General features: G+C 38.2%; 24 protein-coding genes. 10 read left to right on the top strand and 14 right to left on the bottom strand.

Translation table 11 applies throughout. The features are described 5' to 3' along the window. Nucleotide 1 precedes the first annotated feature (1 nt). Together ABXZ36_RS04490 and ABXZ36_RS04485 are read right to left on the bottom strand one after the other, a co-directional pair. Entirely contained in the window at nt 2–1,234 is a 1,233-nt protein-coding gene (locus tag ABXZ36_RS04490; RefSeq protein ID WP_354614285.1) for a PAS domain-containing sensor histidine kinase, read from the bottom strand. Nucleotides 1,235–1,349: 115 nt separating this feature from the next. Next, the gene (locus ABXZ36_RS04485) at nt 1,350–1,613 is read right to left on the bottom strand and encodes a group III truncated hemoglobin (protein WP_354614284.1); all 264 of its coding nucleotides are present in this window, start codon (nt 1,611–1,613) and stop codon (nt 1,350–1,352) included. A 172-nt stretch (nt 1,614–1,785) separates the two neighbouring features. On the opposite strand from ABXZ36_RS04485, the gene ABXZ36_RS04480 reads away from it, so the two are divergent. After that, on the top strand, nt 1,786–3,174 hold the full coding sequence (locus tag ABXZ36_RS04480; protein WP_354614283.1) for an exonuclease domain-containing protein: 1,389 nt from the start codon (nt 1,786–1,788) through the stop codon (nt 3,172–3,174). Between the two features lie 661 nt (nt 3,175–3,835). Here the strand turns inward: ABXZ36_RS04480 and ABXZ36_RS04475 are convergent. From ABXZ36_RS04475 to ABXZ36_RS04445, 7 genes are all read right to left on the bottom strand, one after another. Further along, nucleotides 3,836–4,042 (bottom strand): YgaP family membrane protein, encoded by a 207-nt coding sequence (locus ABXZ36_RS04475; RefSeq protein WP_354614282.1) that lies wholly within the window; start codon nt 4,040–4,042, stop codon nt 3,836–3,838. 288 nt (nt 4,043–4,330) lie between these two features. Then, the gene (locus ABXZ36_RS04470) at nt 4,331–5,740 is read right to left on the bottom strand and encodes an MBL fold metallo-hydrolase (RefSeq protein ID WP_354614281.1); all 1,410 of its coding nucleotides are present in this window, start codon (nt 5,738–5,740) and stop codon (nt 4,331–4,333) included. A gap of 112 nt (nt 5,741–5,852) precedes the next feature. Continuing rightward, on the bottom strand, nt 5,853–7,583 hold the full coding sequence (locus tag ABXZ36_RS04465; protein WP_354614280.1) for a SulP family inorganic anion transporter: 1,731 nt from the start codon (nt 7,581–7,583) through the stop codon (nt 5,853–5,855). Nucleotides 7,584–7,992: 409 nt separating this feature from the next. Further along, complete coding sequence (locus ABXZ36_RS04460; protein WP_354614279.1) at nt 7,993–8,772, bottom strand: aldose 1-epimerase; 780 nt, start codon at nt 8,770–8,772, stop codon at nt 7,993–7,995. A 3-nt stretch (nt 8,773–8,775) separates the two neighbouring features. Then, nucleotides 8,776–10,074 (bottom strand): M20/M25/M40 family metallo-hydrolase, encoded by a 1,299-nt coding sequence (locus ABXZ36_RS04455; protein ID WP_354614278.1) that lies wholly within the window; start codon nt 10,072–10,074, stop codon nt 8,776–8,778. Nucleotides 10,075–10,101: 27 nt separating this feature from the next. Further along, entirely contained in the window at nt 10,102–11,082 is a 981-nt protein-coding gene (locus tag ABXZ36_RS04450) for a PLP-dependent cysteine synthase family protein (RefSeq protein WP_354614277.1), read from the bottom strand. Between the two features lie 175 nt (nt 11,083–11,257). Further along, complete coding sequence (locus tag ABXZ36_RS04445; protein WP_354614276.1) at nt 11,258–12,499, bottom strand: ABC transporter permease; 1,242 nt, start codon at nt 12,497–12,499, stop codon at nt 11,258–11,260. 3 nt (nt 12,500–12,502) lie between these two features. Here ABXZ36_RS04445 and ABXZ36_RS04440 point away from each other — a divergent pair, with 3 nt between their 5' ends. Then, complete coding sequence (locus ABXZ36_RS04440; protein ID WP_354614275.1) at nt 12,503–13,741, top strand: exo-beta-N-acetylmuramidase NamZ family protein; 1,239 nt, start codon at nt 12,503–12,505, stop codon at nt 13,739–13,741. Between the two features lie 5 nt (nt 13,742–13,746). Here the strand turns inward: ABXZ36_RS04440 and ABXZ36_RS04435 are convergent, their stop codons facing one another. Further along, nucleotides 13,747–14,598, bottom strand: a complete 852-nt coding sequence (locus ABXZ36_RS04435; RefSeq protein WP_354614274.1) for a sterol desaturase family protein — start codon at nt 14,596–14,598, stop codon at nt 13,747–13,749. A gap of 83 nt (nt 14,599–14,681) precedes the next feature. After that, nucleotides 14,682–15,179 carry a YkgJ family cysteine cluster protein gene (locus ABXZ36_RS04430; protein ID WP_354614273.1) on the bottom strand — a complete coding sequence of 166 codons (498 nt, stop codon included), beginning with the start codon at nt 15,177–15,179 and terminating at the stop codon, nt 14,682–14,684. A 63-nt stretch (nt 15,180–15,242) separates the two neighbouring features. On the opposite strand from ABXZ36_RS04430, the gene ABXZ36_RS04425 reads away from it, so the two are divergent. Next, complete coding sequence (locus ABXZ36_RS04425) at nt 15,243–15,959, top strand: class I SAM-dependent methyltransferase (protein WP_354614271.1); 717 nt, start codon at nt 15,243–15,245, stop codon at nt 15,957–15,959. Nucleotides 15,960–16,023: 64 nt separating this feature from the next. Beyond that, on the top strand, nt 16,024–16,842 hold the full coding sequence (locus ABXZ36_RS04420) for a hypothetical protein (protein ID WP_354614270.1): 819 nt from the start codon (nt 16,024–16,026) through the stop codon (nt 16,840–16,842). 69 nt (nt 16,843–16,911) lie between these two features. Here ABXZ36_RS04420 and ABXZ36_RS04415 read toward each other — a convergent pair whose 3' ends face one another. Beyond that, the gene (locus ABXZ36_RS04415; RefSeq protein ID WP_354614269.1) at nt 16,912–17,544 is read right to left on the bottom strand and encodes a 7-carboxy-7-deazaguanine synthase QueE; all 633 of its coding nucleotides are present in this window, start codon (nt 17,542–17,544) and stop codon (nt 16,912–16,914) included. Nucleotides 17,545–17,752: 208 nt separating this feature from the next. Here ABXZ36_RS04415 and ABXZ36_RS04410 point away from each other — a divergent pair, with 208 nt between their 5' ends. Together ABXZ36_RS04410 and ABXZ36_RS04405 are read left to right on the top strand one after the other, a co-directional pair. Continuing rightward, complete coding sequence (locus tag ABXZ36_RS04410) at nt 17,753–17,944, top strand: glycine zipper domain-containing protein (protein ID WP_354614268.1); 192 nt, start codon at nt 17,753–17,755, stop codon at nt 17,942–17,944. A 149-nt stretch (nt 17,945–18,093) separates the two neighbouring features. Continuing rightward, a complete protein-coding gene (locus ABXZ36_RS04405) occupies nt 18,094–19,965 on the top strand; it encodes a PLP-dependent aminotransferase family protein (protein WP_354614267.1) in 1,872 nt (623 codons plus the stop codon). Between the two features lie 180 nt (nt 19,966–20,145). Here ABXZ36_RS04405 and ABXZ36_RS04400 read toward each other — a convergent pair whose 3' ends face one another. Beyond that, nucleotides 20,146–20,646, bottom strand: coding sequence for a porin family protein (locus tag ABXZ36_RS04400; protein ID WP_354614711.1), 501 nt, complete (start codon nt 20,644–20,646; stop codon nt 20,146–20,148). A 181-nt stretch (nt 20,647–20,827) separates the two neighbouring features. Here ABXZ36_RS04400 and ABXZ36_RS04395 point away from each other — a divergent pair, with 181 nt between their 5' ends. Both ABXZ36_RS04395 and ABXZ36_RS04390 read left to right on the top strand, forming a co-directional pair. Then, a complete protein-coding gene (locus tag ABXZ36_RS04395; RefSeq protein WP_354614266.1) occupies nt 20,828–21,166 on the top strand; it encodes an OsmC family protein in 339 nt (112 codons plus the stop codon). A gap of 283 nt (nt 21,167–21,449) precedes the next feature. Continuing rightward, on the top strand, nt 21,450–22,919 hold the full coding sequence (locus tag ABXZ36_RS04390) for a potassium/proton antiporter (protein ID WP_354614265.1): 1,470 nt from the start codon (nt 21,450–21,452) through the stop codon (nt 22,917–22,919). 887 nt (nt 22,920–23,806) lie between these two features. Here the strand turns inward: ABXZ36_RS04390 and ABXZ36_RS04385 are convergent. Continuing rightward, nucleotides 23,807–24,139 carry a hypothetical protein gene (locus ABXZ36_RS04385; RefSeq protein WP_354614264.1) on the bottom strand — a complete coding sequence of 111 codons (333 nt, stop codon included), beginning with the start codon at nt 24,137–24,139 and terminating at the stop codon, nt 23,807–23,809. A gap of 441 nt (nt 24,140–24,580) precedes the next feature. On the opposite strand from ABXZ36_RS04385, the gene ABXZ36_RS04380 reads away from it, so the two are divergent. Together ABXZ36_RS04380 and ABXZ36_RS04375 are read left to right on the top strand one after the other, a co-directional pair. Continuing rightward, nucleotides 24,581–24,928 (top strand): hypothetical protein, encoded by a 348-nt coding sequence (locus ABXZ36_RS04380; protein WP_354614263.1) that lies wholly within the window; start codon nt 24,581–24,583, stop codon nt 24,926–24,928. Between the two features lie 11 nt (nt 24,929–24,939). Continuing rightward, nucleotides 24,940–25,389, top strand: a complete 450-nt coding sequence (locus tag ABXZ36_RS04375) for an SRPBCC family protein (protein WP_354614262.1) — start codon at nt 24,940–24,942, stop codon at nt 25,387–25,389. Nucleotides 25,390–25,447 lie beyond the last annotated feature (58 nt).

Genomic DNA, 25,447 nt, shown 5'->3' with positions numbered 1-25,447 from the left:
CTTAATTTTTATTACGTGTTAAGGGTAGCTGTATATTAAAAGTTGTGCCTTTATTTTCTTCGCTAGTAAATTCTATAAATCCTCCAAGATTTTCCAAATGACCTTTCACTATATTTAAGCCTATTCCAGTGCCTTGGGTGAGCAAAGCATTTTCTGCCCTAAAATACCGGTTAAAAATAAATTTTTGTTCTTCTTTTGGAATACCCATGCCCTGATCTATGACCTTCAAAGTAACCATTTTTTTATTATATTCCACCTGAATATCTATGGGTGAGTGTTCGGAAGAATATTTAATAGCATTATGAATAAGATTTGATAATATCAATTCAAGGATTTTCTCATCAAAATCTATGATCACATCGTCTATATTGTCTGGATAATGTATATTCTGTCCTGTTTTCAACAACATATTGGCATCATAAATTACTTCGTTTACCAATTTACTCAACGGAAAGGTGGTAAACTTATAATTTACTTTCCCAGATTCCAGTCGTTCCACAGACAGAAAATCGGTAAGAATAGTATCTAGGTATTTTACCTTGTTTTTAATAGTATCCAGATGTTTGTCTCTCTTAGCCTGTTGTTCGCTAAGTTGGTACTTGGATATCAAAGTGGCAGAAGTAAGGATACTGCTCAAAGGGGTTTTAAATTCATGAGATACTAAAGAAAGGAACTTTGTTTTAAGATCATTGAGTTCCCGTTCTTTCTTAAGAGCCATATTGGCTTTACTCTCTGCCTTTTTCCTTAAAGTAACCTCATCCCTAAGCTCTAAAACTATATCTTTTAGTTCTTTGGTACGCAGCTCTATTTTAGCCTCCAATTGTGAATTGAGATCGTTTATCTGCCGCTCTTGTTGTTTTCTTTCGGTAATGTCTATAACTAGGGCCATCACATAGATAACACCATCTACTTCAAAAGGGTTTAGTCCAGCCTCTACTGGGAATTCCTGGCCGTTTTTTCGCATACCAAACAAATCGCGACCCTGTCCCATTTGGCGTTTACCGCTCTTCTGCATAAAGCCCGCAAAATGGCCACCGTGATTATGATGAAATTTTTGAGGTATTAAGGTATCTAATGGTTTCCCAAGTAAAGCACCTTTGCTATACCCAAACATTTCGTTGGCAGAGTTATTGGTGGCTACGATGAGTTGATTCCTATTTACCACAATTATTCCTTCGGAAATGGCACTGGAAAGCAAATCGATAATATTGCTGTTCTCTTTAAAAAACTTCATATCCCAAAGTTAACTTTTTACATTTTGTGCTTCTAAATATATAGAATAAAAACCGTTAGTGAAATAGGCTTGAGCTTCATCTCAACTCAATTTAAATGATCCGCATCATTTTCCCTTAAAAATGGTCATCTAAAATAGTAGTAAACAATTGGAGCCAACGATCAAAATGTTCTTGGCGCAAGGGCAATTTGGCATGTGGTGCAAACGGACTTCCGTAATACGTATGATCCCCTAGCAGAAGCGTTTGCCAAAACCTATACATTTTCTCCAAATGTTCTGCCCAATTATTTTCAATGACTTTGTTAAAAATAACCCCGATAAGATCATCTTGCTGCACCTTGGTATAATAAAGTATCCACCAAAAATTTAATATCCTCAAATGTCGTGATCTCCCTTTTCATTCTTTAAAATTACATCATAATATGCTCTAAAGAAAACGCTATTATCTAAGCTTTTTTAACCATCAAATTATTTAATTAAAACGGTACCCCTGCCTTTGTAATTTTCCTTTAAATTTATAGGCTCATAATTACATTAGGGAAATATTTAGAATGTTATACACGGTTATTGATATAGAGACCACGGGAAACGGCGTAAAAGGAAATAGGATTACGGAAATTGCCATTTTTAAATACGATGGAGATTCTATACTTGATGAATTTACTTCTTTAGTCAACCCAGAATGTGAGATTCCCTATTTTATAACAGGTTTAACAGGTATAGACAACCACATGGTTCGCCATGCACCAAAGTTAGCGGAGATCACGGAAAGGATATTGGATATTACTAAGGATACCGTTTTTGTTGCCCACAATGTAAATTTTGACTACAACATTATTAAAAATCAATTCCAAGAATTGGGGGTATCCTTTACCCGTAAAAAACTCTGCACCGTCCGGTTGTCTCGCAAATTGGTCCCAGGACTACATTCCTATAGTTTGGGTAAACTTTGCACCTCCCTTAATATTCCTCTTTCTGATAGGCATAGGGCGAGGGGTGATGCGCATGCCACAGTGCTCCTTTTGGAACGCATGCTACATACAGAAGGTGCGAAACCTGTTATTGAAGGATTTTTAAATTCTCGCTCTCAAGAAGCTACCTTGCCTCCCGCTTTGTCCAAGGTGAATTTTGATTCCCTCCCTACCTCCAGTGGAGTCTATTATTTTAAGAATGCCAAAGAGAAGATCATATACGTTGGCAAGGCCAATAACATAAAAAAACGGGTATTGGGGCATTTCTACGACAAATCATCCAAAGAAATAGTGATGTGCCAGGAAACAGCTCATATAGATTTTGAGCTTTCGGGAAGTGAACTACTTGCTCTTTTGATGGAATCTGCTGCTATTAAACACCATTTCCCCCATTATAACCAATCCCAAAAGAAACCTACCCAACAATATGGTATTTTCACCTATGAGGATAGAAACGGCATTTTACATATGGGTTTCAACAAGCTTAAGCTTGCACCTAATGCCTTAATGACTTTTAATACCATTACCGAAAGCAGGGCTTTTCTAGAACAAGTTTGTATGGATTTCTCCTTATGTCCAAAATACTGTCATCTTCAAGAAAATGTACCTGTTTGCTCCCATTATAAGATTAGTACATGTGAAGGTATCTGTCGGGAAAAGGAGCCCATAGATAGTTATAATGAAAAAGTTAAAGCTGCGGTAGCGCATATCATCGCCAAAAATGATGATATTATCATCAAGGAAAAAGGAAGGAATTCCGAGGAGGACGCCTTTGTACTATTGAAAAATGGAAAGTATGCCGGTTATGGTTTTATTGAAAAGGAAAAGGTTATTAATTCATTAGAGGATATTGATGCCTTTATCAACCCACAAAATGATAATTTAGATACACAGCGTATCCTTAAATCTTATTTAAGCAGAAATACGACGAATGTTATTCCACTCTTAGAATTATTTGAGTCGCACTAAAGCTTGTAGAAACTTGTTAGAAATCTAGGAGAAGAATTATTTTTTCAATTTGGAATACATCCTCATAACAAAAAGGAGCCAGACAACAAAGATGATGCCCACGACAATGGAGTATATGTAAATAAGTTCCATTACTTTTTGTGCTTTAAATAATTCATAAAACCTAAAATGGTTGGTGCCCAAAAGGCGATAAAGATACCTTCAAGTTTATCTCCTTTCATAAAATGATACTCCGAAACAATTATTATGGATAACACTAAAAGGAGCATAATACAATTCATGATCCCTATTCTTTCAATAAAATCTCTAATCATTTTAATCAACATACATTAGATTAATATAAGAAAATATAGTAGACAAATAACAGCGAAATTAGGTTTTTATTAACACCTACAAATTACCACTGCTTTACTACAAATATAACCGAAATTGATTGTTCTATTTTACCACTAATCATTGTTATTTACTATGATCTTATTGTCTATGATTATGAATTAGATAGGCTGAACTTTATTTAAAAAAGTTAGTGAAGTTAAGAAGCTACCTCTCCAGGAACCTTTGCATAAAAAACATTTAACAGGAAGTGGATAAAAAGGACTCAAAGAGAATATACCTCCCTTTTATTTGGATGTAAAAGGTTAAAAAACCAAATGTTCCTACTTTAACTTCTATGGCTAAAAGTATTCCACCCGAACAAGGCATAAAATGGACAATATCCGATAAGACTAGTAAGAGCAAAAACGCCGATGGCCGCTAACAATAGGTAAGATATTACACCCTCTACAAAGCCGTAATAAATAAGGAGACCTATGGCAAAGGCCAAAGAAAATCGTATTAATCTATCCACAGTACCCATATTTGTCTTCATGATCTTGAGCTTTATCCGTTCAGGAATTGAATCAGAGATATTAAAAAGTTAACAAGGCTTGCAATGGCTATTAACTGTAATGTCCCAATAACAAATTTTTCGAGAAATAAAGATTTCATAGTTTCTCATTTATAGTGTTCAGGTCTAAAATTAGTATGTTCTTAGTCTATACCAAATGATATAAATCAGTGAAACAGAGTTTTTATAAAATTTAATTTAATTTAGTAGAAACAAGTCATAAAAAAAACCCCATCAAAAGGTGAGGTCTTATATTGAGATATTATAAAATTAAAGGGTTGTAGGACACACAAAGTTGGATACGGGAACCCCAACCTCTTTAAGTGCTCCAAAACCACCATCAATATTAATGAGGTTATGTATACCCCTACTTTTTAAAATTGAAGCTGCAATTACGGAGCGATAACCTCCTGCACAATGCACGTAAAATGTTTCCTCTTTTGGAAACTCGACCATATGATTGTTTAAGAAATCCAGTGGCGTATTTTCGGCATCTAAAACATGCTCCGATTGGTATTCACTCTCTTTGCGCACATCAAATACGCGGGGTTGTGTTTTTGCTTCAGACTTTTTAAATTCTTCGGCTTGGATAGAGGTTATAGTATCATAGTCCTTTCCTGCTTTTTTCCAAGCTTCAAAACTACCCTTTAAATAACCCGTGGTGCCGTCAAAACCAACTCGTGAGAGTCTTGTCACTGTTTCCTCCTCCCTTCCTTCAGGAGTGATTAAAAGTATGGGTTGTTTTACATCTGCGATTAGCGCACCTACCCATGGGGCAAAACCTCCATCAATACCAATAAAAATAGATTGTGGAATATGTCCCTTTACAAATTCATCCTGATGTCTTACATCTAAAATAATAGCTTCGGTTTCATTGGCAGCCTCTTCAAAATCATCAGGAGAAAGTGCTATGGTTCCCCTTTCTATGACTTCCGAAATATCCTCATATCCTTCCTTATTCATCTTCACATTCAATGGAAAGTATTTAGGCGGTGGTAAAAGTCCGTCCGTAACCTCCTTTACAAACTCTGCCTTGGTCATATCAGGCCTTAGGGCATAGTTCATGTTCTTTTGATTTCCTAGTGTATCTACGGTCTCCTTCATCATATTCTTACCGCAGGCAGAACCTGCTCCGTGTGCAGGATATACGATAACGTCATTTGCCAGAGGCATAATTTTATTTCGCAAACTATCAAACAAAAGACCGGCAAGATCCTCTTGAGTCATATTTGCCGCTTTTTGCGCAAGGTCCGGTCTTCCCACATCCCCTAAAAATAAAGTGTCCCCTGAGAATATAGCGTGATCCTTGCCGTTTTCATCCCTTAATAAATAAGTGGTGCTTTCCATAGTATGCCCAGGGGTGTGCAATGCCTTAATAGTAATTTCACCCAATTTAAATTCCTGACCATCTTTGGCTATAATGGCATCAAAAGATGGATTTGCATTAGGACCATAAATAATGGGTGCTCCTGTTTCTTTTGATAAGGTTACGTGACCACTCACAAAATCTGCATGAAAATGGGTTTCCAAAATATACTTTATTTTGGCCTTATCAGCCTTAGCTCTTTTAATATAGGGTTCTACCTCTCGCAATGGATCTATAATGGCAACCTCACCCTTGCTCTCTATGTAGTAGGCTCCTTGGGCCAAACAACCTGTATAAATCTGTTCTATTTTCATAATTAAATCTCTTTAGTTATATCTAATTCCCACACCTTTGGTATAAGTTTTTTTACCTAATTGCTTTATTCTTCTACAAATTTAGCGATTACTATGCACCCATACAGTAACATTAGTTACCGAATACTCTATTCTGATGGGCCACATTTTTGCCCAAAAGGGAAACATTGCCCGGATTATTAAAATACTCCACGGCTTCGTTGATTTTTACAAAAAGGCACTCCTTATGCAATACATCTATGATGCCCGTGGTAAAAATAATATCCCTGGTAGGCCCAATGGCACCGGCAATGTAAAATTCAATATTTCGGGCATGGATTTCGGTTATAACATGCACCAGCATCTTGGCCGCTGTGGAATCTATATAATTAATTGCCTCTGCATTCAAAATCACCAATTTCAGATCGTCTCCTTTTGCATCTATCTGTTTAAAAAGCTGGGTCTTAAAATAATTGGTATTCCCAAAATACAGTTGGGCGTCAAAGCGGATAATCAAGATGTCATCCCTTATTTCAACCTCATCCCCAAACCGCTCTACATTCTTATAGTAATCGGTTCCCCTAATATTTCCTAATACCGCAAAATGGGGCATAGAGGTCCTATAAACCATCACTAATAAAGATACTAAAACTCCCACTAATATTCCTTCTTTAATCCCCACAAACAAGGTGACCAAAAAGGTAATGGCCAACACCCCAAACTCATCCTTTCTATGTTGCCACAGACTTTTAGGATAGGGGATATCTATAAGTCCAAAGACCGATACCATAATAATGGATGCCAAGGCTGCATTAGGCAAAAAGTAAAATAAAGGAGTTAAAAAAAGCAGGGTGATCACCACCAATAAGACACTAAATAAGGAAGCAACTGTTGTTTTAGCCCCAGATTCCGCATTAATGGCAGATCGGGAAAAACTTGAGGTTACAGGATACGATTGAAAGAAAGACCCAACCAAGTTAGAAGTCCCTAAGGCAATTAATTCCTGGTTGGCATCTATGGTTTCCTGATTGTTCTTTTCTTCTAAAGCCTTCCCAATAGAAATGGTTTCTAAATAGCCCACGAAGGCCAAAGCTAAGGCGATTGGAATAATTTCCTTGGCCTTATCCAAATCAAAAGCTGGGAGTTGAAAAGATGGGAGACCTTCGGGTACCACCCCTACCACATTAACACCATAGTTTTCCAGACCTAAAAAGTAAACAGCGAAGCCTCCTAATAACACTACTAAGAGGACAGAGGGAAACTTTTGGTTCCATCGTTTTAGAAGCACAATAATTAAGATCCCAATTACCCCAATACCCAAATCAAAAATATTGGTACTACCCAAGTTGTTAAATGCATTGAGAATCATTTGATGAAATTGGTTACTATTGGGAATATTAGCCCCCAATAAATGCTTTAACTGACTAAAGATAATGGTCAGGGCAGCTGCCGATGTAAACCCGCTGATGACGGGTTTAGACATGAAATTTACGAGAAATCCCATCCTTAGAAAGCCCAAGGTAAGTTGAATTGCACCTACCATAAAAGCCAAAAATACGGCCATTATAATGTATTCTTCCATAGTGGCTATAGCAAAAGCTCCCAATCCGGCCGCGACCAAGAGAGAGTCCATAGCCACAGGGCCCACAGCCACCTGCCGAGAAGTGCCTAAAAAGGCATACACTAGAATGGGAAACAAAGAGGCATATAATCCATAAACGGGTGGTAGGCCGGCAATCATAGCGTAAGCCATTCCTTGAGGAATTAGGATTACACCAACAGTTAGTCCCGCTAATAGGTCACTGGAAAAGAATTTCTTTTGGTATTTTGGCAACCAATCCAAAAAAGGGAAAAATTTACGCATGGATCAAAATTAACATTTTTAGGATGGGCCTAAAGTGACATTTGCTAGAATAGCATATTTTAAAATTCAATTTGTGGCAATTCCGTAATATACCCATCCTACATTTTCTTCAAAAGGATTAGATTGGAAATGTATTTCGCCTATTGATATGAAGAGGAAATACCCTTCTTCCAAAATGATCCTTTCTTGGTTCACCACACATTCTACCCAGCCCTTTAGGTTATAAAAACCTCTTACATGGTACTATGGGTCTAGGTTTTCACAAATTGTACAGATAGAAAAACTGCTGAACTGAAATTCATCAGTTATGAAATAGCCCCTTTGTTCAAAAGTACTCTTTTCTTGTTATCCTCATTATGACTAACTCCTGCCCGAGTAATTTTTTGGGAACGAACAATTTTCATAAAATTTAATCCTCTGGAATAATGGTTACGGAACACACTTTGGGTTCCTTACTCAAAAACTGAAACCCCGTATCTAAACGTTGTTGGATAACCGCATAAGGATAAAAGGTAATAGGCTCTATGCAGACCATATTGGGGACCTCTGTCCATAACATAAAACTTCCGAACCCTCTGGTTTTTATGGTGAACCCCTTTTTATCATTCAACGTAATGGAAGAACAGTCCTTTACCTCTAAGGCTCTACTCCCAACTGCCAACACATCCTCAAGGCTTATCTTTTTTAATCCCGTATCTATAATGGGTTTGTCACTGTGCAAATAAAAAGCCGGGTGGTAGCCCAACATAAAGGGCATGCCTTCCTCCCCTGCTATAGTGAAGGTAATTTCCAAATTAGTTCCTTTGAGTTCATAGGTCTTTTCAAAGCTGAAATCATAGGGCCAGGTTAAAAATGCTGCGCTCGATTTTGCTGGAAATTTTGAGTTTTTTATCTCTGTGCCCGCCCTATATGTTTTAAGATAGACAACCTTTGACTCTGATGCATCCACCACTTCATAGGCTAGTTCTCTTAAAAGCCCGTGTTGATCTTGCACCGCTGTACCCTTTTGTGTTTCTATCATAAAACCGGCCTCGTTTGTCGGACCAATTATAGGGAACATTTCCGTATCCGAATTGCGCCACCCTGGATTACCTTTTTGGTGTATAATCTCATAGCTGCCCATTTTGAAACTCACCAATTCCCCAGCATCTATATGTACCACACAATTAGCAGAAGTTAATTTTTCCATCGCTTATTGATTGATAAGTCTATAAATTAATATGGCAGTTCGCTTAGTAAGCTCTTGAATAGTATTAAGGTTTATGCTCTCCTGTGGCGTATGTGCCCCACTTCCCATAGCTCCTAGGCCATCCAAACAATCTACATATTCGGCCACAAAGGAGATATCTGCCGCCCCCCTTTTTCCGGGGTCATAACCCAATACTTTCCCATACCCCAGATCTACACTCACCTGACTCAGCTCTTCTAACAAACGTTGGTTGCCGGGGGTTGGACCCATGGCGGGATAGCTATCCTCAAAACTGACAATTGCCGAAGTCTGTGGCAGATTATTGGCGACAATAGTCCTCATTTTTTCTCGGGCATTTTCTTTCTGTTCTTCAGATATAAAACGGAGACCTCCGTTAACAATGGCCGATTGAGCTACCACGTTGGTTTTCCCAAAGGTCGTGCCCTTGCTAGTCATATCATCATAGGTAACAAAGGTGCCTCCCAATAAGGTACCCGGATTAAAGGTTAAAAACTCCTCCCCTTTTACTTCGTTATAAAATTCATTGAGGATCCGTGACATTTCAAAAATGGCACCAGCCCCAGTATTCTCACTAAAGATTCCTGAGGAATGTGCTCTTTTTCCTGTAACTTCTACCTTCCATCCAGAAGATCCTCTTCTAGCTACAGTAGCATAATTAAAGCCTGTGGAGGTTTCAAAATTTAAGGCGATGTCGCTCCGCTTTGCAGCTTCTATCAAATCCTTTCTGCTTACATCCAAAGGCTTACCTGTACTTTCTTCGTCTCCGGTAAAGGCTACAATGATTTGGGAATTATTAAGAAGGCCATTGTCATGCAAGGCCTTAAGGGCATACAAAAGAATAACATCCCCTCCCTTCATATCATTACCTCCCGGGGCATGAGCAATACTATCATTAACCATTTCAAAGGTCTGGAACGGACTGTCCTCTTCAAAAACCGTATCCAAATGCCCAATAAGGAGCAATTTTTTTCCTTTGCTACCTGAAGTCTCTGCAAATAAGTGCCCTCCCCTATTCATTTCTTGGGGCATTTCTATCCAATTGGTCTTAAAATTAATCTGATCAAAGGCATCTTTAAAAACCATGCCTACTTCTTGTACTCCCTTTGCATTTAGGGTACCGCTATTAATGTTCACCACCTTCTCCAGAAAACCTATGGCTTCTGTATTGTTGGTTTCTATACTTTTTATAATTTTCTTCTCCGTTTTGGAAAGTTTTTGACCAAAGATAACCGAGCTGCATATGAAACATAGCAGAAAGCTCAAAGCGTATTTTAATTTCATGGGAAGGGTATTAAGGTTTATACCCTACTAATCTATAAAACCTTTTTCTCTCATCCAATCCTCATTGAACATTTTACCCACATATCGGCTACCGTGATCATGAAACAAAACTACAACCACGTCGTCCTTGGTGAAATGCTCCTTTAATTGGAGAAGACCTTTTACGGCGGCACCTGCTGAATTTCCTAGGAACATGGCTTCTTCTTTTGCTAATCTGGCGGTATATACTGCTGCGTCCTTATCGGTTACTTTGGTAAACCCGTCTATGACCCCAAAATTAACATTCAATGGTAAAATATCCTCTCCAATGCCTTCGGTGCTGTACGGATATATTTCTTTCTCGTCAAAAATCCCTGTCTCATGGTATTTTTTGAATACGGAGCCATAGGTATCTATTCCCCAAACCTTCACTTTGGGGTTCTTCATTTTCAAATAAGAACCAACCCCAGAAATGGTCCCCCCGGTACCCACACCCACTACAAAATGTGTAACTTTTCCATCTGTCTGTTCCCAAATTTCTGGACCCGTACTCATAAAGTGCGCCTTGCAATTGGAAGGATTGTCATATTGGTTTACGTACCATGAATTGGGGATCTCTGTAGCCAATCTTTTGGCGGTGGAATAATAACTTCTTGGATCCTCAGGAGCAACATCGGTAGGACAAACATGCACTTCGCTGCCCATGGCCTTAAGGATGTCTACCTTTTCCTTAGACTGTTTGTCACTGATCACACAGATCATTTTATAACCTTTTATCACCGCTGCCAGAGCCAAGCCCATACCGGTATTTCCCGAAGTACCTTCTATGATGGTACCTCCTGGCTTTAGTATTCCAGCCTCTTCCGCATCTGCAACCATCTGGATGGCCATACGGTCCTTTACAGAATTACCCGGGTTAAAGGTCTCATATTTAGCTAGCACCAAGCAAGGTAGTTCTGCCGTTAATCTATTCAATTTTACCAGAGGGGTGTTCCCGATGGTTCCCAATATATTTTCTGCGTATTCCATAATTGCAACAAAGATACAATTTTACTGCTTTTTGTGATGATTTTCACCAACTTCTCACCTTAGTAAAGGCAAACAAGGTTAGTCCATTGATGAGGAAAACGATCCTTCGTTCTTTAAAAAAATATGAATTTTTGGAGTATATATTTTGCTATACAATGCATATTGGATGCCTTTCCTATTCGAACTTAATAGCCTTTACAGGGGATATTTTAGTGATGATATAAGAAGGAATCAAGAGCATTAAAAGGCAAAGAAATAGAACCCCTACATTGAGAATGATCACGGTGACCACATCTATATGCACGGGGATATAATCAATATAATATTCTTGAGGATTCGGAAATTTAAACACGCGATATTTCTCCTGTGCTAACAACAATCCCAAGCCTAATACATTACCCCAGAAAAGGCCCACAGCGATTAAATAGGTAGCATTGTACAGAAACACTTTTCTAATGCTCCAATTGTTAGATCCTAACGCTTTTAGGATGCCAATCATTTGGGTGCGTTCCAAGATGAGTACCAACAGAGCGGTGATCATATTGATGCCGCCTACAATTACCATGATTCCTATAATAAGGGCGATATTAAAATCGAACAGCCCTATCCACTCAAAGATTTTATAGTATTTGTCCTTTATGTTCTGAGTATCTAAATTAGAGACCGTTTTTCCATAAATTTCTTTGGTCTTTTGGTCTATATCATCAAAACTGTTTAGAAATACTTCAAAATTCCCTGCTTGGTTACTCTCCCATTTGTTCATCCGTTGGATGTGTCGCAGGTCTACAAAAATATAATTGCTATCGAACTCCTCAAAACCACTGTCATAGATTCCGACTATTTTAAACTTTCGTTGGTTGGGAATCTGGGAAGGGTCATCATCCTTCAGGAAGAAAGTGAAAAAGAAATCTCCGGTCTTAAGCTGTAATCTACTGGCGAGAATTTGCGATATGAGCACCTCATCATTTAACTCCCCCGTATACTTAGGCAAGGTACCCGTTACCAAATAATCCTTGAACACCTCCCAATCGTAATCCTTGCCTACCCCTTTGGCAATGATTCCCTCAAAGGTATCCTCTGTTCTGATAATCCCACCCTTACTAGCCACCGCCTGTATATGGTGAATGCCGTCTATATCTTTAAATTCAGGATAAAATTCCTGTTCTAAGGATACGGGGACTACTGATACATCGGAAGTGTTATTATCATAGTTGTATATTTGGATATGCCCATTGAAGGCGGCGACTTTTTCACGAATCTTATATTTGAGGCCTACGCCTGTTCCTATGGCAATCAGCATCATAATAACCCCCAATGCAATAGCAACAATTGCTATTTTTATAATTGGTGCGGAAATACTACTTTTATGCTCTTTGCCCTTGATGAGTCGCTTGGCAATAAAAAATTCTAAATTCAATCTATGGGGTTTTTATCCATTTTCAAAAGTACATTTTTATTGTGGGTTTTGATACTTTCTTCTTGTGGAAACAAAATGACATCCCACAAAAATACAGAGGATCCCATTTTAGTTGAGCAGCACACCCCCCTGACAGATTCCTTGATCATGGCTGCTAACCGTACTCAGGAATACCTGCCCTTGCTCAAGAATAAAAAGGTGGCCGTAGTGGGCAACCAGACTAGTGTTATCTTCAAAAAAGAAGGACATATCCATTTGGTAGACTCTCTTTTATCCCTTCAGATAGATGTTAAAAAGGTCTTTGCGCCCGAACACGGATTCCGCGGAGAAGCAGATGCAGGGGAAGCAGTGAAAGACGGTTTGGATACCAAGACGGGCTTGCCCTTAATATCCCTTTACGGAAAAAACAAAAAGCCCTCAGATGAGCAACTACAAGGTTTAGATGTGGTGCTTTTTGATATCCAGGATGTGGGGGTGCGATTCTATACCTATATAGCCACCTTACAATTGGTAATGGAGGCCTGTGCCAAGAATAATATTCCTTTGATTATTTTGGACCGTCCAAATCCGAATGCTAGTTATGTGGACGGCCCTACTATGGAGGCCAAGCAAACCAGCTTTTTGGGCATGACCACAATACCGTTAGTCTATGGAATGACCATTGGGGAATACGCACAAATGCTTAATGGCGAAGCATGGTTAGATAGCAAACTGAAGGCCGACATCATCGTGATCCCTTTAAAAAACTATACCCACAACACCGAATACCACCTTCCTATAAGGCCTTCCCCTAATCTACCTAATGACAAGAGCATTAACCTCTATCCTAGTCTTGGGCTTTTTGAAGGAACCAACGTCAATGCAGGGCGGGGCACAGAATCCCAGTTTCAAAGATATGGAGCTTCCTTTTTAAAACCTTCGGCCTATACTTTCAACTATGTGCCTAAGCCAAACTTTGGATCCAAATCTCCTAAGGAGGAAGGGAAGACTTGCTATGGCAAGGACTTATCCAACACGCCAAAACTACAAAGGGTTTCCTTGGCTTGGTTGATAGATGCGTATAAAAATACCACCGATAAGAATACATTTTTCTTGACCGATTCCTTTACCAAACACTCGGGAACGGAGAAGTTGCAACAACAAATTGAGGCAGGGCTCACCGAACAGGACATCAAAAAAACATGGCAGGCCGACTTGGATACCTTTAGAAAAATTAGGATAAAATATCTGTTATATAATTAGAGCGTTTATTGCTCTAGCTTAACGGAAGTAGTTTCAATTCCCATTTTTTTCTTTTTCTTAAAAGGAACCCCTAAAAGAATACCAATGTTGGCATTGTCCGCAGCATTGGGATGCGTGTTTACACCATAAACAATAGCCTCATTGGGTAATTTCGTAAACGTCCCTAAAAGTCGATCCCAGATAGAAAAAATGTTCCCATAATTAGAATCCGTATACGGCAGTACATAGTGATGGTGCACCTTGTGCATATCGGGAGAAACAATCACATAACTCAATAGATCGTCCACCTTCTTTGGCAAGGTAATGTTGGCATGGTTGAATTGCGAAAACACTACGGATAGGGACTGGTACAACATGATAATACCTATGGGCGCCCCTACTATGATCACCCCAAAACAGGTAAATAGAAAACGAATAACGCTCTCCCCCGGATGATGCCTATTGGCCGTGGTGGTATCTACCTCTTGGTCCGTATGATGAATCAGGTGAAAACCCCAAAGTACTTTTATCTTGTGCTGAATCCAATGGGCAAACCAAGCCCCTATAAAATCCAATAATACCACTCCCAGAATTATTTTACCCCATAAGGGCATGCCACCAACCCAATTGAGGATCCCAAAATTATGAGCCACGGTCCAATCACTAGTCTTCAATAATACAAAGGCTAAGACAAAGTTGACAATGATGGTGGTAAACGTAAAAAATATATTGATGCTCCCGTGCTTAACCTTCTTATAATTGAACCGAAATAAGGGCACGGCATATTCCAGTAACCAAAAAAAAGTAATCCCAGATACTAGGATGATACTCCTGTGCGAAGAGGGGATGGTTTCGAAATAATTGATGATAGATTCCATACCTGCAATATAAGCAACCTTCTTAAATTTTCAAATAACAAAAAACATATCTCAATTAAAAATTACGCTTCCTATTGCACCCCCTATTTTAATTTTACCCTCCGCTTCATCTCCTCCACAATATTAAAGGCCGCTGGGCATATTTCTACATTCTTAAGGGTGAGGTTACTGATTTGTTGGAACTTTTTCCGGTCTGTATGTGGAAACTCCCTACAGGCTTTTGGACGCACATCATAAATCATACAATAGTTTTCGGCATCTAAAAAGGCACAAGGAACGCTCTTTAATACATAATCGTTCTCCTCATCTATCCTTAAATAGGTGTCAATGAATTTCTGGGGTTTTAATCGTAGATGTTTTGCTATCCGCTCCACATCAGGAGTAGTGAATAGGGGGCCTGTTGTTTTGCAGCAATTGGCGCAGGAAAGGCAATCGGTGCGTTTAAATTCTTCCTCATGGAGTTCCTGCATAACGTAGTCCAAATCCTTAGGTGGCTTCTTTTTTAATTTAGCAAAGAACTTTTTGTTTTCCGTATGCTTTTCATTTGCTAATTTTGGGAGGTTGCGTAAGACATCATCCATGGGGCATTAAACTTTTTAAAGTGGCGTAAAAATGCCACATTTGCATGGAAAATACAAATTTAAATGGAGAACGACATTTTTGGAAACGCTATTCTAGATTACCAATTGGGTAGCTATACAGAGGATATTAAAACCTATTCCTCTTTAGATGAAGAAGATGTTATCCCCGTGCCTTATCTCTTCCGCAAGTTCAAGGTCATGCCCTCTTTGGAGCAACGTGCTCTAAAACTATGCAAAGGCAGGGTTTTGGATATTGGTTGCGGCGCTGGAAGCCATAGCCTATACCTACAGGAAAAGGGGTTAGACGTTACTGCTTTGGACCATTCACCCGGAGCTGTGGAAGTCTGCAAACTGAGGGGGATAAAAAAAGTGGTGCGGTCGGACTTCTATGATTTTAAGAACCAAACCTTTGATACCCTCTTGATGCTCATGAATGGCATTGGGATTGTGGGAGAGCTTAAATATTTGGACCAATTTTTTACCCATATCAAGACCCTACTAAAACCAGGGGGACAGTTGTTGATAGATTCCAGTGATATCATCTATATGTTCGAAGAAGACGAGGATGGTGGCTATTGGATCCCAGATACAGAGAATTATTACGGGGAGGTCACCTTTACCATGGAATACAAAAAGCAAAAGACCAAAGAGCTTGCCTGGTTATATATAGATTACAACACCCTGCAACGGGCGGCACAGAGTTCCAATTTTAACTGTGAGCTTGTAAGCGAAGGGGAACATTACGACTATTTAGCTAAGCTCACCTTAAATTTACAATAGAACCCTTTTGGTTTCGTTATCGTAAGTAAGGTAAACGAAATAGAAATTAAATATTTTTGATGCTATGAAATTGAAATATGTATACCTAGCGGTTGCGGCAGTAGCCATTATAATTAGTTGTTCCAAAGATTCTAGTGGGGGATCGGCATCGGAAGAATCCGTTGTCATCAACAAGACCCCCAACCTTCAGGGAACCGGAGATTCTGCCAATGATCTGTTGTCTAACGACTCCTATACAAAACTGTTGATAGAAATAGCCTACGTAACAGGTTTTAGACCCGCACAACAGACTATTAGCGATGTTGAGGAATACTTAAAGGAAGTAACTTTCAAGCAAGACATAGAAGTCATCTTAAAAGAATTACCATCTCCAAATGAAGAAACTTTGACCTTAAAGGAAATTGATGATTTGGAGAAAAAAAATAGGACGGCCTATAATGACGGAAATACTATAGCCGTATATATTTATTTTGCCGATGCCCCTGCCGACTCAGATGACCCGGACAGCAATTTAGCCACATTAGGAGCGGTATACCGTAATACCTCCATGGTGATCTATGAACGTACCGTTCGTAAACTGGCCAATTCTAGTATTCTGATCACTGTTGCTACAGCTGAAACCGCTACCATGCACCATGAGTTTGGACATTTATTTGGATTGGTGAATTTAGGAGGCAATATGGTGAATCCCCACGAATCACAATCTGAGAATTCCGCAGGTGTTATAGAAGGCGATAGCCACTGTGATATTGACGGTTGTTTAATGGAGGCCGCCCTAGAATTTGGAAGAGGAATGAAAAAAATGCTGACCGCTAAAAATGGAGCCGTACCAGAATTGGATGCAGAATGCAGGCGAGACCTGCAGGCTAATGGAGGACGTTAGATGGTTGATAGTTGATAGTTGATAGAATATAAAAAAGCTCCTTTTGATGATTCAGAAGGAACTTTTTTATTAGGGGATATTTAAATATTTATGGGTCTGTAATGAGACTTTCCATTTAGGGTTTTTCATTACATACTCTACAATGAGGGGTACCATTTTATCACGTACGCTCCATTCTGGTTGTAGGTATAGGATACAGTTGCCGTTTACTTTGGCTGCCTGTTCCTCGGCAAAGATAAAATCGTGCTTGTTAAAGATGATCATTTTAAGCTCATGTGCCTTGTCATAGATCACCCCCTCCGGCAGTTTGTTCTTTTTAGGTGAGAGGCAGATCCAGTCCCAATGACCGGTAAGCGGATAGGCGCCAGACGTCTCTATATGTATCTGTAGGTTTTTGTCTTTTAGGGCAGCGGTTAGCGGGTTCATGTCCCATGTAAGGGGTTCTCCTCCTGTCACCACAATGGTATCCGAATATTTTGCAGCATTGTCCACAATGGCCGAGATATGGGTTGGCGGGTGCGTTTCTGCATTCCAGCTTTCCTTTACATCACACCAATGGCAGCCCACATCGCAACCTCCTACCCTAATAAAATAGGCGGCGGTGCCCTTGTGAAACCCTTCTCCCTGGATGGTATAGAATTCCTCCATTAAGGGGAGCATTTCCCCTTTATCTACCAGTGCCATCACTTCGTTTTTTACCATGGTGCAAAGATACGATAACCCATTAAATATTTAGGTATGGGAAGGGGGAGATAAATAGGAGGAGAAAAAAGAACTGCATTAGATTATTCTCGTAAATTTTTAATTAGTTTTATGAACGCTTCCTTGTCTAAACTTATAAAAAGGGTTTTAAAAAGATCTAAAGTAAATAGGTCCACCTTAGTCAAACGGTAGCTACAACCATTCAAAAATGAAAAAAGATAAAAAACTAGGATCTGGAATAGCAATTGGAATAGCCATAGGAACTGCTGTTGGTGTTGCAACAGGCAATTTAGGACTATGGCTTAGTGTAGGAATAGCCATTGGTGCTGGAGTGGGAACTTCCTTAATGCAACAGGGCAACAAAAAAGACAATGAAGATTCGTCAAAAAAAAGTAGTTAGCCCCGGCTAGCCCGAGCGTCACATTCGTGACAATATGGTGGGCTACGATTCATACACCAACATTAGACACAAGGGAACAAAACCTCTTGTAACATTCTTCATATACATCCAATAATTGTAAATTAGCAGCCTGTCTAAAAGGGAACATAATGGAAGAGAATAAAATGTTAGATTATATTAAAGAGGTATTGGAAAATATGCCACCTGGCTGGGTGGGTCTAACCACCCATCGGTTAGATATTTTTAATGAAAACTTAGCCAAAACTCAGTTCCTAAGTGAGTTCCAAAACCTATTTAATGACAATAATTCTGATGCATCGGCACTTAAAGAACTACCCACTGCCTACGACTACATAAGACTGGGTCATCCCCTATCTTGTATATTGGAATGGGCAATTGCCCACTTAAATGCCATAAATCCAGAAAGAGTCATCAGTTTTTCGTCTAAGACCGCCCCGATTTTAGCTGTTTTAAGAAAGAATCTACTAGACCATAAAAACACTCAAATCCTTTATAAAGGTGAACTACCTGGTTTTTTTGATGCTGATATACTGCAGCGCGTTTATGGATATAAATTTGTTTTAAAGAAGGTGGACAGCCTATCATCCATTTCCAATTTTAACGGCAGCACCATTTTCATTTCTCAACAAGATGAAATTTCTACTATTGATCTTACCCTCCCGAAAGCTGCCGAGATTGACTTCTTTATCACTATGTACACAAACTTGGGAAGTGTATTAGTAGTGAATGGAAAGCAAAGTGAAAATTATATCTCAGACATTCAGCATGTGAGACGAAGAGAGACGATTGCAATGACGCCTATCAATTGTCTTACGGCCTTGAAGTCGCTAGCAAGTCAGTCTTCTATTGCTCCCCAGAAAAGTAATATTGATAGCTATCAGGACGAGACAAACAAAATATTGGTCTTAGATTCAATTAAGGAGATTACTGGTACATCCATAACACCCTTGGTTGCTTCTAGTGGACTATCTATTCAATATGCCATAATGATGGGGCTTATACACGATGCCCTAGATAATCACAAAGGAAAGGCTATTAAATTTATTGTTCCCCCAAACTGCTATGGTGGAACAAATGACCAAGCAAGGCGGGTTGCGGCTTGCATTAACAATGTGGAAGTAGTGGATTTACCGGTGGATGGTGACAACAATATGGTCCAAAGCCTTGATGCCATTTTAAATAAAATTGCAAACGAAGATGCTATCCCTTACATCATCGCTGAAATTCCAACAAACCCTAGGGTTGAAGTTCCCAATCTTCAAAAACTAAAGGCGGTTTTAAGTGCATCCCGCAAAACGGAAAAAGGTGAATTGGCTATAGATCCAGTTTTTATTTTAGATCAAACCTTCTGTCCTAATGTGCATTTTTTAGGGGAAGGCGAAATTCTCTCAACAGTTAGAGCTATTTCATATGCTAGTGGATCCAAGTTTCCTAGCGGCGGACAATGTACTGCTGGTTATTGTGTTGCAAATAACAAGGCCGAAGCCTTAATGGACAACATAGATACGCATTTGAGACTTTGTAATAACGAAGCTACCGCGCTTCAAACGGAAATATTGGCAAAACAACTACCTTCTATGAATCGGAGAATTCAGGATGCTTATACCAATACCCGTGAATTTGTAACCTTCATTCACGACACCTTACCGGGGGCGAAAATCAATTTTGTTTCAGAAGAATTGGCACAACAAGGCTTTACCCCCTCAGTGTTTTCATTGGATCTACCCACCAAAGGAACAACGGCTGAAGAAAGGGAATCATATAAAAGAGCGTTGAATTTGAAATTAATCAATTTAATGATTACTGAAATCCCCCATGAAAGCAAGTATTGTGTGAGTTATGGGCAGTTACATGGATGTTACTGGACAATACCCGCAACATCTACACAAGGCACAACTAAAGAGGGCGACAAGGATTATATTGCCAGGGTATCACTTTCTCCTAATATGGATATGGAACTTCATAAAAAGGTCTTTTTAGATTTTGTTGGAAGTATTTAACACCACCAATGGTTTAAGAAATGTTCGTTTTAAAATGTCCCAAACAGTTCTGCAATATCTTTGCAACACAATGAACATACCCTTACAAGAGTAAAAAACAATGTCGCCCACGTAAAATGGGCGACATTGTTAATTAGCTTATCGGTCATTCATACGTAAAGACCGCTGGTTTTGAATTTCTTACGATTTATGCTTAAATAAATAAAAGACACCAACTTGAAAACCTCTATTGTAGGCTTTAGAAGAATCATCTTCGTTGATATTACTAATTCCATAGTTATAACGTGCGTCTACCCCAAAACCTGATGCTGAGTCTACATAGCTGGCACCAACACTTAGCGCAAAATCGATAGTTTTGAAAGCATCTTTAACATCTACGCTTACTCCATCACCCTTGGCTTTAGCACTAGTTAGAAAACCAAGTTGTGGACCGGCTTGAATTCTAAAACCATTGTCGTACATATATTGAAAAAGAACAGGTACGTTAATATAATCTAAATTTAGTTTCAGGTCACCATCATTGCCTTTAGCTCCTTGTGTGGAATAAATAATTTCGGGTTGAAGACCAAATTGTTCTGATAAATGAATGTGCCCCAAAAGACCAAGATTGAAACCTAATTTAGTTTTAATATCATTGGTGTCATCGCCGCCTAGGGTATAGGCATTTAATCCCCCTTTAATCCAATATTTATTTCTTGGGCGTATACAGAACTGCCCGTTACAACAAGTAATACTAAAAATGCAAGATAAGTTCTCATATACATAAAATTTAATTAAACATTAGGTTAATAATTATTAGGAGGCTAATGTACATTTAATACTAATCAGTCACGGATAAATTTTTAACTCAAATGAATGTATTTTGGCATACCCCAAAGCAGGGGCTAGTTTAGCAAATCCAGGCGAATTATTTTTAGGATCATTTTCAGTTTGTATCCTTAAAAATGTGGAGCGTTTTTCTATTCTAATCAATTTTGAATACTCAAAGGCTGAAATAACGGTGAACGCAACACACCTTGAGAAACCGCCAAGGTTGGACGACATAAATTATGTACTGAGAGTTTATAGTCAAGACAGTCATTTAAATATTGATTTACTCCACAAGAATATTGAAAAGTTTGGAACCATATTTAAGACTGTCCAGTCTTCCTGTTCTGTCATTGGTGAAATAAAAAAATCACTTATGGAAAAGTGGATTTAATAAAAATCAGTAGCGATCAACATGTGCAAAAATAGCTGTTGAGAACATATTTTAAAGTTTGTTTCTTTCCACTATCATTTTTTTCTAAATCAAAAAAAATCAGTTATAAGTCTGCAGCTTTTCACATCCAAAACCATTAGCTATAATCCTGAACAACTCCTAAACAGTTTAGAGTAAGCGAAAACATAATTAGAAATGTAAAAGTGAAAACTGTGTCCCCATTTTACCGCCCTTTTAGAAGAGTAGGTGTATCTTTGTAGGCCTTGATATAAACGGGTAAGGAATGATTTTAACTATTGAAAATATACTATTAGTTGGCTCTTTATTACTTCTTGTAAGTATTTTTGCTGGTAAGACTTCTTATAAGTTTGGTGTCCCTACTTTATTGCTCTTTTTGACAATTGGAATGTTGGCAGGTTCTGATGGCATTGGAGGTATCCGTTTTGATGATCCAAACCTTGCCCAATTCATCGGCATAGTATCCCTAAACTTTATCTTATTTTCCGGCGGACTTGATACCAATTGGACAGCCGTAAAGCCCATTCTTCGGGAAGGAATAGTATTATCCACATTTGGCGTTTTATTGACAGCAGTTTCACTGGGCACTTTTGTGTGGTTTGTTACTGACTTTACTATTTATGAGAGTTTGTTATTAGGTTCGATTGTATCTTCAACAGATGCAGCGGCTGTATTTTCAATCCTACGCTCAAAAAGTCTTGCACTAAAAACTAACTTAAGACCTACTTTAGAGTTGGAAAGCGGAAGTAATGACCCCATGGCATATGTGCTGACCATTGTATTTTTAACTTTAGTAATCAATCAAGACCAAAGTATTGTATCTATAATCTCCCTGTTTTTACAGCAAATGATTTTAGGAGGTATCGCAGGTTTTGCTTTTGGCATACTTAGCAAATTTACCATTAACAAAATCAAACTTGACTTTGAAGGGCTTTATCCTGTGCTAGTCATCGCCCTAATGTTCATTACTTTTTCTGCTACTAATTTTGTAGGTGGCAACGGGTTTCTTGCCATTTACATTTGTGCGGTTTACTTGGGCAATCAAGACCTGATACACAAAAAAACCATTTTGAAAATGTTTGATGGTTTGGCGTGGCTCATGCAAATTGTTCTATTCCTTACTTTAGGCTTGCTTGTTTTTCCTTCACAAATCATTCCTTATATGGGTATTGGACTACTCATTTCATTGTTCCTGATAGTTATTGCCCGACCTTTAGGCGTATTTATCAGTCTTATCTTTTTTAAAATGAAGCTGAAAAGAAGATTTTACATTTCTTGGGTTGGGTTGCGTGGAGCGGTTCCAATTGTGTTTGCGACTTATCCGCTTTTGGCAGGAATTGACAAAGCAAGCATGATTTTTAACATTGTGTTTTTCATTTCAGTTACATCCATATTAATTCAAGGAACGACACTTTCCATTATTGCAAAATGGTTAAATGTAGGATTACCAGAAAAACAAAAGAAATTGACTACAACTGATTTACTACTGGCAGAATATCCCAAAGCTAAAATGAAAGAACTCTTGATAACTTCAGACTGTTTTGCAGTAAATAAGAAAATCGTGGAATTAGGCTTTCCAAAAAATGCGATAATAGCAATGATTAAAAGAGATGATACCTATATAATTCCAAACGGTTTAACAAAAATTGAAGCACAGGACACACTGATTGTCCTTGCTGATAGACCTAAAATTTTTGATGACGTGTACAAAACACTTAAATCACACAAAAAATAAGTGGCACAGGCTTAAAAGTTAATCTTATGGTATCTAAGCCCATTACAGTTCTGTTAATAAATTTTTACGACAATTCAGAAAAACTACACTCATTAACCAAGAAATGCCTTGAAAAGGCATGGACAGAAAGCCATAACTCTAACACATTTATTTTGTGAGTGGACCTCTTACACAAAAGCTACTGGTGCGCTGAAATACTTTCCATTTGAGCGGATTAAATACTAAAAAAAACAAACTTATGCGGAAAAGTAGAGTGTGGGTGAAAACACCTCAAATAAAAAAGGAAGACTTTCGCCCTCCTTTATATTATTATTAGTCCTTAAGAAAACCGTATTAGTCTTAATAAAGTATGTCTTCGGTGATTTCTCCAACTCTCATGACGGGTTAATAGCCTGTCAACAAATGTGTTGGTTTCATTTTGTTGCCTTTTAGTATCTTTCATTTTACTTCTTTATTCAATTGTTGTGATGGGCGCAATAAGCACCCTTATGCACACCCTCCCTTAGACGTAAAAAAAAGCCAAAAATTACTCTTTGGGAGAAGTTTAACACGCTACTAAGGCCCTAGATTGGGCAAGGCAGACTGAGAGTTTTTAGAAAAGGTAGATCCACATAAATCCTACATGTTATTAAAAATCTAAAATTCAAAAAAGTCCTGATTGATTCAGGACTTTTAGTATTAAATGAATAGTAAAATCTAGTTTTTCAGATATGTTTTTACTTCAACTTTTTGGGTGTCTTTATTATAGTATTCTACTACAAAATCTCCATTAGTATTAAAATGACCAATACCAGAATGTGTTTCTCCTTCTACAATATAATAGGATTGGTTACTTGAAACCCAAGAGTTACCAATTTCTACCGCTTGTTCATTTTCTAAATTAAAGCTTATGCCAAACCCTTTTCAATAGGAGAGAAAATATAAGTACGCCCTTTTGAAATGTAATATGTTTCTTTTGATAAAGAATTATAGCCACTATCATCATTATCTATATAAACTTCTTTTTCTACTTTTATAGTTGAGCTTACACGATCTTGATCTATCTTGTTCTTATTGTTCTTATCGTTCTTATCTAACTCAATGTTAGATGTTTCTCTAGTAGCTACTTTTACACTTTTTTTGGTAACCTTTTCTCCATGGTTTGTTTTAACAGTTTTTACTTCGGTTTCTTGCTTTACTTCTTTTGGTTTTTTCTGTGTAAATAAGAGTTCTAGATACAATGAGGGCTGAAATAAATATTGAATTTTTCATTTGTTTTATTTTTAAGTTTATATGGGTTGTGATTTTTCAAATTCCAATGTAAAGATCAACATATACCCTTGGGTTTTTGTTCCATATTTTTTGAGAAGAGTTACATAATTCACATATTAATTCCTAACCCTTATGTTTTGGAAAAAAACTAATGGATAAACCCCATGCTTTTAAAAATTAATACTAAAACAGTCGCTTTATTGTTCATCACTAGCCAGAGGTTTTTACACTTACTAGGAATATATATAAAACCGTACCTGAAAATTCATGCTCTCATTAACTACTTAATTACAATAAATTAGCTATACATAAGACACCAATTTTTAATACTCTAAGCCATGCCCTTAATTGGAAACCCATACCTTTAACTATCCCTCAAATAACTAATTTGCGGATCAGCACTACAACCTATGAATACCAAAAAGAACAAAGGCATGCTCCCACCAAGGGAATTTGCCAAAAGGGTTTTAAAATATGCCTTCTACTCCCTAATGCTTTTATTGATATCCATTGGCATCGGCATTTTTGGATATCATTATTTTGGAGATTTGGAATACATAGACAGTTTCTACAATGCCTCCATGATCCTTACCGGAATGGGACCCGTGAACGAGATGAAGACCGAGGGCGCTAAATTCTTCGCCTCCTTCTACGCCCTATTCAGCGGAGTGATCTTCCTGAGTACCGTGGCCATCTTTTTTGCACCTATTGCCCACAGGCTAATGCACCTATTGCGCATTGAAGAATTGGACGACTAAAACAACACCCCATGATTAAACAATCCCGAGACATACCTATTATTGTAGAACAGGAATACCCAGTGCCTGTAAAAGTTCTTTGGAAAGCCATTACTAATTTGGAACATAAGAAAGGGTGGTTTTTTGAGAATATCCCTGCGTTTGAACCAGAGGTCGGGTTCCATACCAGTTTTGCTGTACAGTTAGAAGAGCGCACTTTTAACCATCTGTGGCGTATTGAAAAGGCCATTCCCTTTAAAAAAATCACCTATCATTGGAGCTATTTGGAATGTAAAGGAGAAGCCTTTGTGACCTTTGAGCTTTTGGATGAAGGTGAAAAAAGAAGCCTACGACTTACCAATATAGTGATAGAAGCTTTCCCAGACGATATTCCCGAGTTTACAAGGGAGAGTACAGAAAACGGGTGGGATTATTTTATTAAACAAAGCCTTAAAAAATACCTAGAAAACAACCTACACTAAATAAGTGTATTGTAAGAACCAAAAAATCAGTTTTACCTTTCCATCAAAATCGATATAT

Origin of the sequence: Sediminicola arcticus, assembly GCF_040566695.1 — a bacterium.
Taxonomy (GTDB): domain Bacteria; phylum Bacteroidota; class Bacteroidia; order Flavobacteriales; family Flavobacteriaceae; genus Sediminicola; species Sediminicola arcticus.
This window is presented reverse-complemented; position numbering and strand designations above follow the sequence as displayed.